Below are 14,311 nucleotides of genomic sequence, written 5' to 3' on the forward strand. Positions count from 1 at the left end.
ACGCCATCGTTGCGTTTTACGCTATCAGCAGACCGGTACTGCTACAGCGCCGTGCGCTAAGCAGTAACGCAACCAATCCGCAAGGAACTGGTTAATCTGATGTTTTTCATCGCGCTGATGCAGTTTTTTATTAGGATAATCATAGCGCGCTTTAAAACGGTAGATCTGTTTAGTGGAACACACTTCAGCGACCATCGCATCATGGTAGAGCCGCACCGACATAGAGGGCAGGCTCCAGTAGCTCACTGCAGGCGCCACCTGACGCACTTCCACCAGCGTGGTGTAACGCGTCGATTCTTCGATGGTGAGCTGATAGCTGGCGCCATTCACCTGATAGATCACCGATGCACCCGCCTCATCATTGCGCGGCAGCAGGCGACGCAACTGGGCGAAATTGGTTTCGCACAGACGCATCATTTCGGGAAAGTCAGGGGTATAGCGCTGTTTCATATTTGCTTCCACTCTTCTCGTAGTTTTTCATGGTGCAACGCCAGCCATTGCAAGGCGATGACAGATGCCGCGTTATCAATAATCCCCTCTTCCACCCAACGGTAAGCCTGTTCGCGGCTCACCACATGGACAAGAATATCCTCATTCTCTTCCTCCAGCCCGTGATTTCCCTCTGCCAGGCTGGCATCCACTTCGCCCACCAGCACCGACAAACGCTCTGACGTTCCGCCTGGGCTGGCTAAGTAATTCACTATCGGTTTCACGCGGCCAACCTTGAGGCCCGCTTCTTCTACCGCCTCACGTCGCGCGACATCTTCTGGCGTTTCGCCCGATTCGATGATGCCAGCCACCATTTCCAGCAGCCAGGGCGTTGGGCTGGAATCAAAAGCAGGAATGCGGATCTGTTCGATCAGCACCACTTCGTCACGTAAGGGATCATAGGGTAGCAGCACGGCGGCGTGTCCGCGCTCAAAAACTTCGCGTACCACTTCACCACTCATTTCGCCATTAAAACGGCGGTGACGGAAACGGTAGCTAACGATGGAAAAAAAACCATCGTAACGCGTTTCGCGTGCAATAATTTCTACATCGTTTTTTGTGAAAGTCACAGGGGATTTTTTTTCACTCATCATCGTCTGATTCCTTATGCAGATTGGGATGGAGCAAAGAAAAGCCAAGTCTACCGCTCCGTCCGAGTGGTTCTTTTTGAATTATTTACGTAAATTAGGGGAAGAAGGCACGTTCAGCCAACTTATCTCTGACGCCGCCTCTGTAGAATCGGCGATTATTTTTTTGGCTTACCTGCAGCACTACCCGTGCATTTTGCTGCAACAAAAGGAATGCAAATGAAAAAACTGCTCCCACTTTTTATTGGACTGAGCCTGGGCGGATTCAGCCTTGCCAGCCAGGCAGAAAACCTGTTGCAGGTCTATCAGCAGGCGCGCCTTAGCAACCCCGATCTGCGATCTTCTGCCGCTGACCGCGACGCTGCATTTGAGAAAATTAATGAAGCGCGTAGTCCTTTATTGCCGCAGTTAGGTTTGGGCGCAGATTACACTTATAACAACGGCTACCGTGACAGCAGCGGAATTCATTCCAACACGACCAGCGCATCTCTGCAATTAACTCAAACTATTTTCGATATGTCGAAATGGCGTGCGCTGTCGCTGCAGGAAAAACAGGCCGGTATTCAAGACGTCACTTATCAGGTTGCCCAGCAAGACCTGATTCTGAACAGTGCAACAGCCTATTTCAACGTGTTGAAGGCAATCGATACGCTTTCTTACACCGAAGCACAGAAACAGTCGATCTACCGCGAATTGGATCAAACCACGCAACGCTTCAACGTTGGCCTGGTGGCGATTACCGACGTACAGAACGCCCGCGCACAGTATGACACCGTGCTGGCTAACGAAGTAACCGCACGTAACAACCTCGATAATGCGGTGGAATCGCTGCGCCAGATTACCGGCATGGATTATCTGTCGCTGGCTTCACTGAATATCGATCGTTTCAAAACCGCGCGTCCAGACGCCGTTGCCAGTCTGTTGAAAGAAGCAGAAAGCCGTAATTTGACGTTATTGTCTGCGCGTTTGAGCCAGGATCTGGCGCGTGAGCAGATTCGCTCAGCCGAAACCGGGCATATGCCAACGCTGGATTTGACCGCTTCAACAGGTATGTCGAACAGCAAATATGGCGGCAGCCGCGCTAACCAGAGTGCCGGTAGCACTGACTCGATCACCGGTTCTAACCAGGTTGGCCTGAGCTTCACCATGCCGCTGTACAGCGGTGGTTCGGTTACCTCTCAGGTGAAACAGGCGCAGTACAACTATGTGGCTGCCAGCGAACAGCTTGAAGGCGCACACCGTAGCGCGGTTCAAACGGTTCGTTCATCGTTCAACAACGTAAATGCGTCTATCAGCAGCATCGATGCCTACAAGCAGGCAGTGGTCTCTGCACAAAGCTCATTGGATGCGATGGAAGCCGGCTATCAGGTGGGTACGCGTACTATCGTTGATGTACTGGATGCAACTACCACCCTGTTCAACGCCAAACAGCAGCTTTCTGATGCGCGTTACAGCTACCTGATCAACCAGCTGAACATCAAGTATGCGCTGGGTACGCTCAACGAGCAGGATCTGCAGCAGCTGAATAGCACGCTGGGCAAAGAGATTACCACTACACCAGAAGTGGTAGCGCCGGAAAATAACCAACAGGCCGCGCGTGTTGATAACGGTCCTAAGGCATCATCGCCTTCTGCCGCCGCACAAGCCCGTCCAGCTGCCGCACGCAGCAGCGGAAATCCATTCGGTAATTAATTCCCCAAGGGGCCGCATGCGGCCCCTTTCGCATTCAATCGTATAGCTACGTAAAGATCCTTTCCCCATCTGGCTTCCCGCTTCATTTTCCACCGCTCATCCCCTATCCTTACCCCACCTTTGGGCACAGGATGAAAATAATGAAACGGACGAAAAATATTCGCCATGCCGCTTTCCGTAAAAGCTGGCAGGCACGCCACTTAACGCCAGTCGCCTTTGCCGTTAGCGCAGTGTTTATGCTGGCAGGCTGCGAACAGAGTGATGAAACGGTGTCGCTCTATCAAAACGCGGATGATTGTGCAAAAGCCAACCCTGGCCAGAGCGCGCAATGTACCACTGCGTATAACAACGCACAGAAAGAAGCCGAACGTACTGCGCCAAAATACGCCACGCGTGAAGATTGTGTGGCTGAATTTGGTGAAAACCAGTGCCAGCAAACTCCAGCGCAAGCGGGCGTAGGGACTACCGCTAATAATGCCGAAGCACAGCAAAGCGGTAGCTTCTGGATGCCGTTGATGGCCGGTTACATGATGGGGCGTATGATGAGCGGCGGCGCAGGTTTTGCCCAACAGCCGCTCTTCTCGCCAAAAAATCCTAACAGCCCGGCAAATGGTAAATTTGTTGATGCTGCGGGTAAAAACTACGGCAATGCGACATCGGGTCGCACCATTAACGTGCCGAAAACAGCGATGGCGCCGAAACCCGCGACCACTTCCACCATCACGCGTGGCGGCTTTGGTGACAGCGTGGCAAAACAAAACACCATGCAGCGCAGCAGTGCCTCAGGCACCGGCAGCCGCTCGCTGGGAGGCTAAGCCGCAGCATGCAACGTATTCCAATCCAGGAACGTCCAGACTGGCGTGAAAAAGCAGCAGAATATGGTTTTCAGTTTCACACCATGTATGGCGAACCTTACTGGTGTGAAGACGCTTACTACCAATTCACGCTCGCGCAGGTTGAACAGCTGGAAGATACCACCGCCGAGCTGCACCAGATGTGTTTGCAGGCGGTGGAGAAAGTGGTGAACAGTGACGAGCTACTCACCCGTTTCTGCATTCCTAAGCACACCTGGGATTTTGTGCGTGAATCCTGGAAGTTGCGCCAGCCATCACTCTATTCACGCCTCGATCTGGCATGGGATGGCAAAGGTGACGCCAAGCTGCTGGAAAACAATGCTGATACGCCTACTTCATTGTATGAAGCCGCTTTCTTCCAGTGGATCTGGCTGGAGGATCAGGTCAAAGCGGGCAACCTGCCGCAGGGCAGCGACCAATTCAACAGCCTGCAAGAGAAGCTGATCGATCGCTTCGCCACACTGCATCAGCAATTCGGTTTCAACTGGCTGCACTTCTCTTGCTGTCGGGATACCGAAGAAGATCGTGCCACAGTGCAATATTTGCAGGACTGCGCCACCGAAGCCGGGCTGCCGAGCGAGTTTCTCTATATTGATGAGATTGGATTGGGTGAAAGAGGCCAGTTTACCGATGTAAACGATCAGGTCATCAGTAATCTGTTCAAGCTCTATCCGTGGGAATTCATGCTGCGCGAGGTGTTCTCCACCAAGCTGGCGGACGCCGGTGTGCGCTGGCTGGAACCGGCGTGGAAAAGCATTATTTCCAATAAAGCGCTCTTGCCATTGTTGTGGGAGATGTTCCCCAACCATCCTAACTTGCTGCCAGCTTACTTTGCAGATGATGAAAACGCGCCGCAGATGGATAAATATGTGGTGAAACCGCTGTTTTCCCGCGAAGGTGCCAATATTCGCATTATTGAAAACGGTCAGGAAATCGCGCGCGCCGAGGGTCCATATGGCGAAGAAGGCATGATTATCCAGCAGTTCTATCAGTTACCCAAATTTGGTGATAGCTACACGCTGATTGGTAGCTGGCTGATTGACGATCAACCTGCCGGCATCGGCCTGCGTGAAGATCGCGCACTGATCACTCAGGATCTGTCGCGTTTCTATCCGCACGTCTTTATTGAGTAAACGCTACGCCGCCCGCACGCTTCGGGCGGCTGCGTTCGTTAGCCAATCTGCACTGACATCATACTGATCGCGCCCATTTCCATCCCTTCCACGGGAAGGGTAATCGCTTCATCAGCGGCACGCGCGCCGAGAATATAGAGCAGCGGTAAATAATGTTCAGGCGTTGGATTCGACTGCTGTGCATCTGGATGCTGCATAAAGTTCACCAGCGGATGATCCGCGGCCTCGCCCTGGAAAGCCAAATTATCCCGCACAAACTGATTAAAACGCTCCGCCCACGGATACGCGGTTTCAGCTCCCTGCCAGCGCAGCATGCGCAGATTGTGCACCACGTTACCGCTAGCAACGATCATCACTCCTGCTTCTCGCAATGACGCCAGCTTTTGACCTAACGCGTAGTGCCATTCGGCAGGTTTAGTGCCGTCGATACTTAATTGCACCACCGGGATATCAGCATTGGGATACATTTTTGCCAGTACACCCCAGGAACCATGATCAAACCCCCACTCCTGATCGGCATGAACTGCGATTGGTGCGAGTAAATCAATGATTTGCTGAGCGAGTTCGGGCGACCCGGGCGCCGGATATCGCACATCAAATAACGCCTGAGGGAACCCGCCAAAATCATGGATAGTGCGTGGATTATTCATCGCCGTCACCGCCGTGCCGCGTGTGTACCAGTGCGCCGAAACCGCGAGAATCGCGCGTGGACGCGGCAAGGTGGCGCCCAAATGCTGCCAGGTTTGGGTATAACGATTATCTTCCAGTACGTTCATCGGGCTACCGTGGCCAAGGAACAGCGCAGGCATGCGTGTAGTGCTCATGATTAATCCTCTGACGAAGTGTCGCTTTGTTAAACGTTACGATACGCGCTTTCGCATGGGGATTAACGCTGATAAGTATGATGAATTCATTCAGAAAATTTGAATGATATTCCGGCATAATTTAGCATCATGCGCTCCTGATTGGCTTAAGGACTCAATGACAAACTGAGAGAGGGAAGTTGATGGAAGAATTGTCGCAATAAAACTTTACGTTGTTTTATTTATCAGTGATATAGCGCGCGCGTAAGACTGAGCGAGACCGGTCTTGTTACATCCCTTAAATATGCTTCTTAAACTCCACTCGATTTTAGAAACAAGAGCAGTGGAATATATGTTAATTCAGGGAGCAATATTGTGCCTGGCGATGAATATCTACCATGAAGCGCGTGGCGAACCGATTAAAGGACAAATAGCCGTTGGCACGGTGACCATGAACCGTGCGAACTGGGATGTCAAAGAGATCTGTCCTGTGGTGTACGCACCAAAGCAGTTCTCCTGGACGTCTCTCAAGAAAAATCCTTATCGTTACCCACCACATGAAGATAAGAGCTGGCAGCGCGCCAGAAATCTGGCACAGAAGATTGTTGAAGGGGAATTAGAGGACGTGACAAAAGGTGCGACCTTCTTCCATGCACATAGCGTCAAACCGGCATGGCGTCATACCTTTCAGCGTACTGTGGTAATTGGCAATCACGTGTTTTATGCCAATCGCTAAAACATAAAAAGGCCGGGTAGATATCTACCCGGCCTTTTTCTTGCACATCCATTCAGTTAGCTGGCGTGACGCGTTTCACGCTGACGGCGATACGCCACCAGATCTTCAATGGTGACGACCGGCATATCATGTTGCTTAGCAAACACGATCGCTTCTGGCGCGTGCGCCATGCTGCCATCATCATTGGTCAATTCGCACAGCACGCCCGCAGGTTTAAATCCTGCCAGCGTCACCAGATCGATAGTCGCTTCAGTATGCCCGCCACGAGACAACACTCCGCCTTCACGCGCACGCAGCGGAAAAACATGGCCCGGGCGGTTAAGGTCTGAAGGCTTGGCACCATCAGCCACTGCAGCACGAATGGTGGTGATACGATCGGCAGCAGAAACACCGGTGGTGACACCGCTTGCGGCTTCAATAGTCACCGTGAAACCTGTGCCGTACGCGCTGGTATTCGTTTCCACCATCATTGGCAGCTCAAGCTGCTGGCGGCGCTCTTCAGTAATGCAGAGGCAAACAATACCGCTACCGTGACGAATGGTTAATGCCATCTGTTCCACGGTCATGGTTTCTGCCGGGAAGATCATGTCACCTTCGTTTTCACGATTTTCATCGTCAAGCACCATTACACCGCGGCCGTTGCGCAGCGCATCAATGGCACGTTCTACACGCTGTTCAGGCGTGCCAAATTCAGAAAGAAGCGTCTGATTCATGGTAAAAAAACCTTATAAAATATGAGTTACCAGAACCAGGGCGTGCTTAGGAGTGCGTACAGAACACATGGCAATAACGTGACGCGCGGGCAAAGCCCGGCTGATGTCGTTACCCTCTCCCATCCGGACTTTAACCGTCGGCTCCGGAATTACACCGGATCTGCTGACCTTTCACATTGCTGTGAGAGCGCTCGCGGGCTTTCAGCTAAAGCTGATTTACCGCCGGTGGGGAATTTCGCCCCGCCCTGAGAATAAGCGAACAAACTATAACGCCAATCATCTGGTCGGGCAATCGACAAAAGTGCAAATGCTTTTGCATTTCCTGCGTTGCGGATTTCAGGTTTAACCTTTTCGTTTCAGGCATTACACTTAATAGCTATTGAGTCCGAACACGCGCAGCTATCGGCCACCGTAACCAGGAAATAATCATGATCGACACGAAAAAAATTGAACAACTGGCTCGCCAGGTACATGAAGCTATGCCGAAAGGGATTCGCGATTTTGGCGATGATGTCGAAAAGAAAATCCGTCAGGTTTTGCAGGCGCAGTTGACGCGCATGGACCTGGTGAATCGTGAAGAGTTTGATGTGCAGACGCAGGTTCTGCTGCGCACGCGCGAGAAGTTAGCTGCTTTGGAACAGCGCATGGCGAAGTTAGAAAGTGAAAGCCCAGCGGCACCCGCGCCGGCAATCATCACGCCAGATCCTGCTGGGAAAATCGATACTCCGCAATAAGCTAATGGGCGGGAGCATGACTCCCGCCCATTCACACTTAATGACTGCGAATAGTTTTGATGATATTGCTGGTTGAGATGCCATCTTCGAAGTTAAGCACACGCACGTCACCGCCGTTCGCCCAAACCTCTTTGCTTCCCGCGATATCTTCCGGCTTATAATCACCGCCTTTTACCAGCAGATCCGGCAACACCTCAGCAATCAGACGCTGTGGCGTATCCTCTTCAAACAGTACCACCCAATCCACCGCTTCAAGCGCACCCAGCACAATCATGCGGTTTTCTTGTGGGTTGACTGGACGCGTTTCGCCTTTCAGACGCTTCGTGGACGCATCACTGTTTACAGCCACAATCAGGCGATCGCCCAGCTTGCGCGCGTTCGCCAGATAAGAAACATGGCCAGCATGCAGGATGTCAAACACGCCGTTAGTCATCACCACTTTCTCACCACGCTGACGTGCCAGAGCAACAGCGCCTTTCAACTCTGCCTCGGTCATCACACCAAATCCGGTTTCCGGACGTGCGTGAATCGCGTTCTCCAACTCAACGGTGCTAACAGTGGAAGTACCCAGCTTGCCAACGACTACGCCTGCTGCAGCATTGGCGAGGAAACACGCCTCTTCCAGGCTGTCGCCAGCGGCCAGAACGGCTGCCAGCACGCCAATCACCGTATCGCCCGCGCCGGTAACGTCATACACTTCCTGCGCCTGTGTGGGCAGATGCAGCGGTTCTTTGCCCGGCTGCAGCAGTGTCATACCATTTTCAGAACGGGTTACCAGTAGCGCGGAGAGTTCGTAATCAGCGATTAACTGCATGCCACGGCTGACAATCTCTTCGACGGTTTTGCATTTACCCACCACCGCTTCAAATTCCGACAAATTCGGCGTCAGCAGCGTTGCACCGCGGTAACGCTCGAAATCCGTGCCTTTTGGATCAATCAACACCGGCACTTTCGCTTCACGCGCCAGTTGGATCATGGTTTGTACGCTGTTCAGCGCGCCCTTGGCGTAGTCAGAAAGCACCAGAGCACCCGCTTGTGTCAGCGATTGACGCATACGATCGTGAATTGGCTGCGGATCAATCTGCTCAAAACCCTCTTCGAAATCGAGACGAATCAGCTGCTGATTGCGCGATAGCACGCGCAGTTTAGTAATGGTTGGATGGGTTTTCACCGCCACAAAATCGCAGTCGACATTCACCTTCTGCAAGGTTTCACTCAGTACACGCGCGGCGTCATCGGCGCCGGTCAAGCCAATCAGCCGCGACGCTGCACCGAGTGCAGCAATGTTCATTGCAACGTTTGCCGCGCCCCCTGGACGCTCCTCAATGGTATCCACTTTCACCACCGGCACCGGCGCTTCCGGTGAAATACGGCTGGTTGGGCCATACCAATAGCGGTCTAACATCACATCGCCGACGACCAGCACAGTGGCCTTGCCAAAAGTGGGCAGTGTTACTTTCATTCAGAGACTCCAACACGGTCAAAATAATGCGCGGGATATTACCACATAAGCCATAAGGCTCACTGTTCCGCGCCGTCAGATTCGGTGGCGCTTAGCCAGCGCTGCCAACTGCTTTTTACTACTGCGCGCTCTGCGACAAAGGCTTCTGGTGCCACATGGCCAGGTAATTCCTGCAGCGCAAGATGATGCAGCGCATCACGCAGCGTAACGTAAGCGTGCGTTAAAGCCTGCGCTTCCTCTTCGGGCATAATCATCTGCCGCGCCATCAGTTCAAAAATACGCACGTTATCCGACCAGCGCGTCAACGCAGGCTGATCGGCTGCGTAGCCTAAGACAAGATATTGCGCGATGAATTCAATGTCGGTGATACCGCCCTCATCGGTCTTAATTTCCCAGCGACCTTTATGTTTATTGCTGAGATGCGCACGCATTTTTTCGCGCATTTCACGCACTTCTTTTCGTAATGAGCCCGCTTCGCGCGGCAGGCAAAGAATGCCTCGTCGGATATCATCAAAGCGTTCACACAACGCGGGTTCGCCAAACACAATACGCGCACGCACTAACGCCTGATGTTCCCAGGTCCAGGCCTCGCTGCGCTGATATTCGTTAAAAGCGGTAAAAGTACTGACCAGCATGCCCGCCGAGCCAGAAGGACGCAGACGCGCATCCACTTCATATAAAATGCCGGACGATGTGCGCGTACTAAACAGATGCATCACACGCTGTGCCAGGCGTAGATAGAACTGACGACCATCAATTACGCGCTCGCCATCGGTTTCAGCATCATCCGGACAATCATGTAAGAACACTAAATCAAGATCAGAGCTGTAACCTAGCTCCCAACCACCGAGTTTACCGTAACCGACAACCGCGAAACCGCGTTCATTATCGCTTGTAAGATGCGATGGACGACCATAACGCTGCACCATCATCTGCCAAGCCTGCTGCACCACGGATTCGATAATCGCTTCGGCCAGCCAGGTTAAGTGATCGCTCACTTTCATCACTGGCAGCGTTTCAGCAATATCGGCAGCGGCAATACGTAGATGTTGCGCCTGTTTAAACTGGCGTAACGCTTCGAGTTGCTGCTCTTCGTCATCGGTAGGAATACGCAGCAGATATTGACGCAGTTCGTCGCGGTAGGCGTCGGTTGCGGTGGGTTGATACAGCGTTGCGGGATCGAGCAGCTCATCCAGTAATAGCGGATAACGTGCCAGCTGGCTGGCAACCATGGGTGAGGCGGCACAGAGGCGAATCAGATGACGCAGCGCGCCATGATATTCGGTAAGTAACTCGAGATAGGTGCTACGTGTCAGCACGCCCAGTAACAGCGGTGTCAGGCGGTTGAGCAGCACATCCGCATCTTCGCGCGGACAAACTTCACTGAGCAAACGCGGCATTAGCTGATCGAGTGCCAGACGACCGCGTGGACCAATGGTACGGCGGCTTACATCCTGGCGGAAATTGTTTAGCGCGTTATAAAGCGCGTGACGCTGCGCATCTGCTAGCTGCGGCACCACCGGGATGAGATCGCTTTCTTCCAGCGCGTCCTGCCACAAACCGGCAAATTCGGCCAACTGTGGCTGATCGTCCACATCCGGCGCATCGTCACCAATTAGCTCATCAAAAATGGCTCGCACGCCTGACATCTGTTGTTCAAGCCGCAGTATCAGGGCGCTCCAGTCTGCCGCGCCCATGGCCCAGGCCAGGCGCTGACGATCAAGCTCGTTTTCCGGCAGCGTTTGCGTTTGCTCATCATTAATACTTTGCAGCAGGTTTTCCAGCCGACGCAGGAAGAGATAGGCTTCACGCAGGTGATCAACCTGCTTGGGGCTCAATAAAGCCAGCTCGCCAATTGCTTTGAGCGTGGGCAGCAAGGAGCGTAGCTGTAGTGAACGCTCACGTCCACCGCGAATCAGTTGGAACACCTGAACGATGAATTCGGTTTCACGAATGCCGCCGGCGCCAAGCTTAATGTTGTCTTTCAAGCCACGTCGACGGACTTCTCGGGCAATCATGCCCTTCATGTTACGCAGCGATTGAATCACACTGAAATCGATATAACGTCGATAGACGAACGGACGCAGCATTTGCTGCAATTCCTGGCTCCAGTGGCCATGATCGTCACCCATCAGGCGCGCTTTAACCATTGCATAGCGTTCCCAGTCGCGGCCTTGCTCCTGATAATAATCTTCCAGTGCCGCAAAGCTCAGCACCAGCGGACCGCTGTCACCAAACGGACGCAGACGCATATCCACGCGATAAACAAATCCATCCACCGTCGGTTGATCTAATACTTTAATCAGCCGCTGACCCATGCGCGTAAAGAACTGCGCATTGTCGAGCTCGCGCCGTCCACCTTGCGTCACGCCGTTTTCCGGCCAGGCAAAAATCAGATCGATATCAGAAGAGAAGTTGAGTTCACAGCCGCCGAGTTTACCCATGCCAAGAATCAGCATCGGTTGGGCTTCCCCGGCTTCATTGCATGGCGTGCCAAAATCGCGGCTGCAATCCTGCCAGACCCAATCGCGCGCCGCCGCGATAAGGATTTCCGCCAGCGTGCTGAGTTGCTGCAAACTCTGTTCAGTGCTGGATTGCTGTAGCGCCTGCATCCAGGCAATGCGCACCAGCATATGACGACGGAACAAACGCAGTTCGCGCATCAGGGAGGTTTCGTTATCAACCGCTTGCAGCGCGTCTTTCAGCCAGCGGGCATAGTGCTGCCACTCATCTGGTGCAGGCGCCTGCTGTTGTAGATGCTGCCACCATTCGGGATGCTGCTGCAGATTATCAAGGATAAAGTCACTAAAGGTCAGCGCACTCGCCTGTTCTGGCGTGAACGCTGAGAGTGGCAAATTAAGTCGCTCTGCCACATTAGTCAACTGCGCCTGCATTAGCGCCGGTAACGGTAACAACATCTTCTCTCCCTGATTGGATTTTTCGTTAGCGTTTGATTCCGCTATTGAGCCAGAACGGAGCCGGTTTAATCGCCAGATTCACGAGCTGCATTAAGCCGTGATTCTGTTTGACGCGAATGGCATGCTGTAACTCCAGCCAACCTTCCAGCCAAATATTTACCTCTTCCGCTGGATAGGCACCCGCCAGCAGATTCACCGCCAGCAGCTGGCGATTCAGGCGCGTCGCTTTATCCTGAAATTCATTGAACAGCTGTACGTCAACAAAGGTTTCTCTGAGATCGGCCGAGATGCGGCTCAGCATAATATCGCTGAAGCGCTTGAACGATCCCTCCAGCTTGCTTTTGCTCTTGTCGTCGAGCCAGTGTTGCCACTGAGACTCAACCAGCCAGTGAGTAAGTGCTAACTGCGATTCAACGGAGATCAATGAGAAGCAGGTTGCTTCTGCATTATTCTCTTCATCGGCCAGCAGCTCTTCCTGACGGGTTAATTTTTGGCGCAGATCGCTGCTCGCTTTGCGTGGCACCAATGCACCAAACAAGGAGAAAGCCTGACGCAGTGTCTCCAGCGCATCGATCACAGCCGCTTTGGCCTCTTTATTACCACGCAACCAGACTTCTTCGTGATATTGCCAATGATTCAGTGCAGCGGTCATCGCGTTGATCATGCCCTGCTCAACCGACGCTTTAGCGGCGATTTTCTGTAACGGTAAAGTGCGGATTGGACGCGGTAGGTTACCTTGCGCCAACTGGTAGCCGCGCGCGGCTTTGCTCAAGCTACCAAGACGCAATCCGCCCATGGCGATAAGCGCTTCGGCGAATGTCAGCATATCGGCGCGCTGCCCACTCTTGAGCTCCAGCTCAACTTCATAAAGTGGTTCTTTAAATTCACCGGCAGCCACTTCACCGCGGTCAAACGCCACTTCAATTTCGCTGTCGCCAAATTGCACCAGCCACGTTTCGCGCTGGAAATGCGTGCTGAACAGCGGCTGCAGTCGCGCTTGCAACTCCGCAACGTCAGTACCCTGCGTCCAAATTTCTGCTGGCAGGCGTGCAATATCCAGCTGCGGCTCAGGGAGATCAACGTTGTATTCCGGACGCTGATGCAGACCGCCAACGGTTTTACCGGCCGCCTTTAGCGTCATTTCATAGCGCTGATCGACACCACGAATGCGCAGGCCCATGTCCCAACGACGCAGTTGGTTGTCGTCGGTTTCATAATAGATGTTAGTCAGCTCGCGCGCGGCGAAGTGCTGATGTGGCCAGGTGGCAAGCGTTTCAGCCAGTTTTTCGGCTGCTTGCGGTGTGGCAATGAACTTTAATTCGATTTCAATGGTCATAATTTTTTATTCAATACGCTGCTGGCACTTACGAGTTTAATCTGGCGAAGAGTAATGCACCGGAAGCCCGCTGTCTCCGCTTTCTTGCGCTTTTACGACCCTTTTCGCACCGGATTGAGACCAGGATAGTTCTCATTCAGATTTTTGAGAAGCGTCTCCAGACTGTGCCGGTAATTTTACGCCATTAAGAAAAAACGACATCGAATGAAAAAAATCACACTTGCTGCCCTTTCTTTGCTGGCTTTCAGCGCCATCACTCCTGCTCATGCTGCTGACGAAAAGCGTTACATCTCCGATGAATTGTCCACTTGGGTGCGCAGCGGTCCCGGCGATCAGTATCGCCTGATCGGCAAGCTGAACGCCGGAGAGGAAGTGACCTTACTGCAAACCAATAACGATTCTCAATATGGCCAAATTCGTGATGCAGAAGGCAAAACCAACTGGATTCCACTTTCGCAGCTGAGCGCTAATCCTAGCCTGCGCACCCGCGTGCCGCAGCTGGAGCAGCAGGTTAAAGACCTGACGGCTAAGCTGGCGAATATCGACAACAGCTGGAACCAGCGCACTTCCGAGATGCAGAACAAAGTGGCCAACAGCGATGGCACCATTGATGGCCTGAAAGCGGAGAATCAGAAGCTGAAGAATGAGCTGATTGTCGCGCAGAAGAAAGTCAGTGCCGCCAATGTGCAGTTGGATGACAAACAGCGCACCATCATCATGCAGTGGTTTATGTATGGCGGCGGCGTGCTGGGTGTCGGTCTGCTGCTGGGTCTGTTGCTGCCGCATATGGTGCCGCGCCGGAAGAAAAACGATCGCTGGATGAACTAACACTCCACGCAGATTTGTTCTTTTAT

13 protein-coding genes and 1 riboswitch are annotated in these 14,311 nt (G+C 52.9%); of the genes, 6 read left to right on the forward strand and 7 right to left on the reverse strand.

Annotation, left to right across the window (positions count from 1 at the left end; translation table 11 throughout):
* Positions 1–24 precede the first annotated feature (24 nt).
* Both AC6I8K_RS16115 and nudF read right to left on the reverse strand, forming a co-directional pair.
* Positions 25–450 carry a DUF1249 family protein gene (locus AC6I8K_RS16115; protein WP_008103400.1) on the reverse strand — a complete coding sequence of 142 codons (426 nt, stop codon included), beginning with the start codon at positions 448–450 and terminating at the stop codon, positions 25–27.
* Positions 447–1,082, reverse strand: coding sequence for an ADP-ribose diphosphatase (gene nudF / locus AC6I8K_RS16120; protein ID WP_064738480.1), 636 nt, complete (start codon positions 1,080–1,082; stop codon positions 447–449). The genes AC6I8K_RS16115 and nudF overlap by 4 nt, the downstream gene beginning before the upstream one ends.
* 213 nt (positions 1,083–1,295) lie before the next feature.
* Between nudF and tolC the strand changes: the two genes are divergently transcribed.
* The 3 genes from tolC to AC6I8K_RS16135 all read left to right on the forward strand — a co-directional run bounded on the left by tolC (position 1,296) and on the right by AC6I8K_RS16135 (position 4,755).
* Positions 1,296–2,768: an outer membrane channel protein TolC gene (tolC, locus tag AC6I8K_RS16125; RefSeq protein WP_064738478.1), complete on the forward strand. Its 1,473-nt coding sequence runs from the start codon at positions 1,296–1,298 to the stop codon at positions 2,766–2,768.
* Positions 2,769–2,908: 140 nt separating this feature from the next.
* Positions 2,909–3,583, forward strand: a complete 675-nt coding sequence (locus AC6I8K_RS16130) for a DUF1190 family protein (RefSeq protein WP_061720467.1) — start codon at positions 2,909–2,911, stop codon at positions 3,581–3,583.
* An 8-nt stretch (positions 3,584–3,591) separates the two neighbouring features.
* A complete protein-coding gene (locus AC6I8K_RS16135) occupies positions 3,592–4,755 on the forward strand; it encodes a glutathionylspermidine synthase family protein (RefSeq protein WP_497827069.1) in 1,164 nt (387 codons plus the stop codon).
* A gap of 38 nt (positions 4,756–4,793) precedes the next feature.
* Here AC6I8K_RS16135 and ygiD read toward each other — a convergent pair whose 3' ends face one another.
* Entirely contained in the window at positions 4,794–5,579 is a 786-nt protein-coding gene (gene ygiD, locus AC6I8K_RS16140; RefSeq protein ID WP_497827070.1) for a 4,5-DOPA-extradiol-dioxygenase, read from the reverse strand.
* Between the two features lie 331 nt (positions 5,580–5,910).
* On the opposite strand from ygiD, the gene AC6I8K_RS16145 reads away from it, so the two are divergent.
* Positions 5,911–6,294, forward strand: a complete 384-nt coding sequence (locus AC6I8K_RS16145) for a cell wall hydrolase (protein WP_064738475.1) — start codon at positions 5,911–5,913, stop codon at positions 6,292–6,294.
* A 56-nt stretch (positions 6,295–6,350) separates the two neighbouring features.
* On the opposite strand, the gene ribB is transcribed toward AC6I8K_RS16145, so the two are convergent.
* Positions 6,351–7,007: a 3,4-dihydroxy-2-butanone-4-phosphate synthase gene (ribB, locus tag AC6I8K_RS16150; RefSeq protein ID WP_008103416.1), complete on the reverse strand. Its 657-nt coding sequence runs from the start codon at positions 7,005–7,007 to the stop codon at positions 6,351–6,353.
* Positions 7,008–7,114: 107 nt separating this feature from the next.
* A riboswitch (FMN riboswitch) is annotated at positions 7,115–7,264 on the reverse strand.
* Between the two features lie 171 nt (positions 7,265–7,435).
* Between ribB and ubiK the strand changes: the two genes are divergently transcribed.
* On the forward strand, positions 7,436–7,741 hold the full coding sequence (gene ubiK, locus AC6I8K_RS16155) for a ubiquinone biosynthesis accessory factor UbiK (protein WP_497827071.1): 306 nt from the start codon (positions 7,436–7,438) through the stop codon (positions 7,739–7,741).
* Positions 7,742–7,778: 37 nt separating this feature from the next.
* On the opposite strand, the gene hldE is transcribed toward ubiK, so the two are convergent.
* The 3 genes from hldE to AC6I8K_RS16170 are packed head-to-tail and all read right to left on the reverse strand — an operon-like array spanning position 7,779 to position 13,457.
* On the reverse strand, positions 7,779–9,203 hold the full coding sequence (gene hldE / locus AC6I8K_RS16160) for a bifunctional D-glycero-beta-D-manno-heptose-7-phosphate kinase/D-glycero-beta-D-manno-heptose 1-phosphate adenylyltransferase HldE (RefSeq protein WP_064738473.1): 1,425 nt from the start codon (positions 9,201–9,203) through the stop codon (positions 7,779–7,781).
* A 59-nt stretch (positions 9,204–9,262) separates the two neighbouring features.
* Positions 9,263–12,121, reverse strand: a complete 2,859-nt coding sequence (glnE, locus tag AC6I8K_RS16165; protein ID WP_497827072.1) for a bifunctional [glutamate--ammonia ligase]-adenylyl-L-tyrosine phosphorylase/[glutamate--ammonia-ligase] adenylyltransferase — start codon at positions 12,119–12,121, stop codon at positions 9,263–9,265.
* Between the two features lie 25 nt (positions 12,122–12,146).
* A complete protein-coding gene (locus AC6I8K_RS16170) occupies positions 12,147–13,457 on the reverse strand; it encodes a CYTH domain-containing protein (RefSeq protein ID WP_497827073.1) in 1,311 nt (436 codons plus the stop codon).
* Between the two features lie 204 nt (positions 13,458–13,661).
* Here AC6I8K_RS16170 and AC6I8K_RS16175 point away from each other — a divergent pair, with 204 nt between their 5' ends.
* Positions 13,662–14,285 carry a TIGR04211 family SH3 domain-containing protein gene (locus AC6I8K_RS16175; RefSeq protein WP_008103426.1) on the forward strand — a complete coding sequence of 208 codons (624 nt, stop codon included), beginning with the start codon at positions 13,662–13,664 and terminating at the stop codon, positions 14,283–14,285.
* The last annotated feature ends 26 nt before the right edge of the window (positions 14,286–14,311 follow it).

It is taken from the genome of Pantoea sp. X-Soil-ISGK-421, from assembly GCF_059730785.1.